Source organism: Porphyromonas sp. COT-052 OH4946 (assembly GCF_000765965.1).
GTDB classification, from domain to species: domain Bacteria; phylum Bacteroidota; class Bacteroidia; order Bacteroidales; family Porphyromonadaceae; genus Porphyromonas; species Porphyromonas gulae.
The window spans coordinates 1-3,758 of record NZ_JQZY01000023.1 but is presented as its reverse complement, the minus strand read 5'-3'; the positions used below and the strand labels follow the sequence as shown (position 1 = coordinate 3,758).

At 49.2% G+C, this 3,758-nt stretch carries 6 protein-coding genes; all 6 read left to right on the top strand.

Translation table 11 applies throughout. The annotated features are described in order from the left end of the window. The first annotated feature begins 199 nt into the window (after positions 1-199). The 6 genes from HQ50_RS08200 to HQ50_RS08175 all read left to right on the top strand — a co-directional run bounded on the left by HQ50_RS08200 (position 200) and on the right by HQ50_RS08175 (position 3,605). Positions 200-490, top strand: coding sequence for a hypothetical protein (locus HQ50_RS08200; RefSeq protein ID WP_235317965.1), 291 nt, complete (start codon positions 200-202; stop codon positions 488-490). Positions 491-573: 83 nt separating this feature from the next. Continuing rightward, complete coding sequence (locus HQ50_RS08195; protein WP_039429634.1) at positions 574-1,092, top strand: lysophospholipid acyltransferase family protein; 519 nt, start codon at positions 574-576, stop codon at positions 1,090-1,092. Continuing rightward, positions 1,089-1,910, top strand: a complete 822-nt coding sequence (locus HQ50_RS08190; protein ID WP_039429632.1) for a nitrilase family protein — start codon at positions 1,089-1,091, stop codon at positions 1,908-1,910. The genes HQ50_RS08195 and HQ50_RS08190 overlap by 4 nt, the downstream gene beginning before the upstream one ends. A 98-nt stretch (positions 1,911-2,008) precedes the next feature. Continuing rightward, positions 2,009-2,641 carry an orotate phosphoribosyltransferase gene (gene pyrE, locus HQ50_RS08185; RefSeq protein WP_039429628.1) on the top strand — a complete coding sequence of 211 codons (633 nt, stop codon included), beginning with the start codon at positions 2,009-2,011 and terminating at the stop codon, positions 2,639-2,641. A 51-nt stretch (positions 2,642-2,692) separates the two neighbouring features. Further along, positions 2,693-3,106: a polyketide cyclase gene (locus tag HQ50_RS08180; RefSeq protein WP_018965516.1), complete on the top strand. Its 414-nt coding sequence runs from the start codon at positions 2,693-2,695 to the stop codon at positions 3,104-3,106. A 10-nt stretch (positions 3,107-3,116) separates the two neighbouring features. After that, positions 3,117-3,605, top strand: a complete 489-nt coding sequence (locus HQ50_RS08175) for a hypothetical protein (protein ID WP_235317963.1) — start codon at positions 3,117-3,119, stop codon at positions 3,603-3,605. Positions 3,606-3,758 lie beyond the last annotated feature (153 nt).

Genomic DNA, 3,758 nt, shown 5'->3' with positions numbered 1-3,758 from the left:
CTTTTGCACCTGCTCAAAATAATAAGCGAAAAGCTAAGCGAGAGACCATCGATGAATGACTTCTCACTTGCAAATGCTTTTTAAGGGATGACTATATAAAGCCTTCTATTTGATAGGAAGTGCCGAGATAGGCTTCGATTTTTTCCGTAAGTTTGTATTGATATTGTTTCTTGCATACACATTCAAAACTATTGACAGCATGGCAAGCGAAAGAAAACTGAAAAAGCAGATAACCGGAGCCATTTCCGAAGTTTTTACCGATGCATTCCTGCTCAAACTCTTTGTGAAAGAGGAAAAAAATGCAGAGGTGGAAGCTATCCTCAATCGTATTCTCCAACTTCAAGATACCACCATCGCCAAGATTCGTTGCAACGACCGCAAGCACAATCCTGCACTCGTAAAGAAGTATTATCGTCATCTGGTGGATGATTTCAAGAAAGAACTGTCCGAGATCGTGAAGAGTATTTCGGCATGCGCGTCCGACAATTGATTTGTCTCTTACGTGCATTAACGCAGAAATAGCATAGACATAATAGAGGTATTTTGAAGTTTTTATCACGATTGTTGCTCAGGATGATGGGCTGGAAAGCTCTCGTCCCGTCTGCGAATCCGCCCCAAAGCGTCATTTGCGTGGCTCCTCATACCAGCAATTACGACTTTTTGCTGGGCAAGCTCTACTATTGGTCTATCGGTCGGAAAGCCGGCTTCCTGATGAAGAAGGAATGGTTTTTCTTCCCTTTGGGGCCGATCTTCAAGGCCATGGGTGGGATCCCGATCGACCGCTCGCAGCGAGGTTCCACTGTCGAACAGGTGCGCGAATTTTTTAAGCGGCATGCTGTTTTCAACGTTGCTATCACCCCGGAGGGTACAAGGAGTTATTCCCCTCAGTGGAAAACGGGATTCTACCGTATCGCCGTAGGTGCCGGAGTGCCTATTCAGCTCGCCGTGATTGATTATAGCCGTAAGGAAATGAGCATATTCGAGCTGTTCACACCCACCGGCAATGAGGAAGCGGATATCGCCTACATCAGAAGTCGCTACAGGGCATCGCAGGCACGACACCCTCAAAATTTCGCAGAATCAGCAATATGATCAAACACGAAAGCTCTCAGCCACTGAGAGTCGCCGTAGCTCAATGCCGGATAGACTGGGAGGATAAGCAAGCCAATCTTCGCCGAATGGAACGATTGGCCGAAGAAACAGCCGGCAGGGCGGATGTCCTCTTCTTTCCCGAAATGATGACTACGGGCTTTTCGATGAACGTACAGACACTGGCCGAACCATTCGAAGAGGGCGAAACCATTATGAGTCTAAAGGGAATGGCAGCCCGATATGATTTGGCTCTGTCGGCTACGATGGCCGTGCGAGAGGACGGGAAGTTCTATAATCGTGCCTATTTCGTGACACCGGAGGGAGAGGTCTTCCATCAGGACAAGAGGCACCTCTTCCGTGTGGGAGGAGAGCATGAGGTAATGACTCCGGCACAAGAACGCCGGATCTTCAACTATCGCGGTTGGAAGATATTTATCATTCCTTGCTATGATCTGCGTTTCCCCGTCTGGTGTACCAATACGGATTTGGAATACGATTTGCTCGTCTGCATGGCCAACTGGCCTGAACCGCGTCGTGCCGTCTGGCAAACGCTGCTCCAGGCTCGCGCCATGGAGAACTATGCCTATGTGTGTGGCATCAATCGGGTGGGGGAGGACGGTATCGGTCTGCGCTATACGGGCGATTCGGCTATCCTTTCACCTCGGGGCGAGTATCTTGCTACTTGTGCCGAAGGGGAGGAAAAGGTGCTGTGCCATACGCTCGACAAGGGGGTGATGCAGCGTTTTCGCGATAAGTTCCCCGCGTGGATGGATATGGACTCTTTCGTCATCAACTATAATACTGACCTGCATCCGTAGTACTTACGGTCAGGATAAGAAAATGGAAATAGGCTTCGTGCTTTTTTCTATAATTTTGTATCATGTCCTACTAAGACGATAATTACAGAAAATAAACAATGAAAACACTTGGAAAACTCATCGCCTCGAAGCTCATCGAGGTAAAAGCCATCAAACTGCAGCCGAACAACCCTTTCACATGGGCTTCGGGATGGAAAGCTCCTATCTATTGTGACAACAGAAAAACGCTGTCTTATCCCCAAATTCGCTCCCTTATCAAATTGGAATTGGCTCGCGTGATTTCCGAGACTTTCGGCGATGTCGAGGCTATTGCAGGTGTAGCTACAGGGGCTATAGCTCAGGGAGCATTGGTGGCCGATCTGCTTGGATTGCCTTTTGTGTATGTGCGCTCGTCTCCCAAGGATCACGGATTGGAGAACCTTGTGGAGGGCGAACTCAAACCGAACAGCAAGGTGGTAGTAATCGAGGACTTGATCTCTACGGGTGGTAGCAGTCTCAAGGCAGCCGAAGCCATACGCAATTTCGGTTGCGAAGTATTGGGTATGGTCGCAGTCTATACGCATGGATTCCCGATGGCTGAGCAGAATTTCGAGAAGGCAGGAGTCAAGCTTGTGACGCTTACCGACTATGATCAGGTGATAGAAGAAGCCTTGCGGACGGGCTATATTTCTGCCGAGAATGTGCAGCTGCTTCGCGAATGGCGCAAGAGTCCCGAGACGTGGGGTGTCTGATCTCCTTTCGGGCTACACACTTCGCACACCAAATTATATACACTGTAAAGTATGACAGAATACGCAAGCGAAATAAAAAGTATAGCGGCACCGATCACGGCTGTCTATTCCAAGCTGTCCGATCTCTCCAATCTCAAGGGAATGGAGGATAAATTGCCCGAAGGCAAGATCAAACTGACGGGGATAGACAGCGATAGCTGCACGCTTTCGGTGAATCCGGTGGGGCAGATCTGTTTGCGAATAGTAGAGCGTCGGCAGGACGACCTGATCAAATTCGAGGCAGAGCGTTCTCCCATGCCTTTCAACGTGTGGATTCAGCTCAAAGAGGCTGCACCCGATGATACCAGACTGAAGATTACCCTGCGTGCCGAGCTGAATATGTTTGTGAAGCCTATGCTGGACAAGCCCCTGCGCGAAGGTGTGGATCGGCTGGCGCAGCTTTTAGCTTCGTTGGACTATGCATGAGCCGGTTGTTATGAGCAGAAACGTCGTGCTGAAAATGCTCTCTCTGATACTTATTGGAGGGAGCATCTTTGCTTCGTGCCGGAAGCAGATTGCCGTGCAGAGTATACCGAATATGCCTGTGAACTATACCATCTACGACAATAGTGCACAGGCGATCAAATTGGCCAAGGAGGGGATGCTCTCTATCACGAATGTGGAGGTGGCGAATACCGCTATTGGCTATGGAGGGCTCTTGGTGGTGTCGAGGACGATAACACCTTCGGCCGAGGATCTTGCCTACGATCTCAGCTGTCCCTATGAGGTGAAACAGGATGTGAGGGTTAAGCCCTCTAAGGACAATTCGTTCGCCGTTCGCTGTCCTGTCTGTGGCAGCGTATTCAATGTGGCTGAGAATGGCGGTGCTCCCATCGCGGGCCCTGCTGCCTCATCCAATTCGCCCAGAAGAATGCGTCAGTATCGGGTGATCCGCCAGCCCGATGGCATTCGTATTATCAACTGATGCCCGTCCCATTTTTTAGTCAGCATCATATTGTCAATAAAAATCTGATGCTTAATTAGTCATCCCTTAAAAAGCATTTGCAAGAGAGAAGTCATTCATCGATGGTCTCTCGCTTAGCTTTTCGCTTATTATTTTGAGCAGATACAAAAGAGC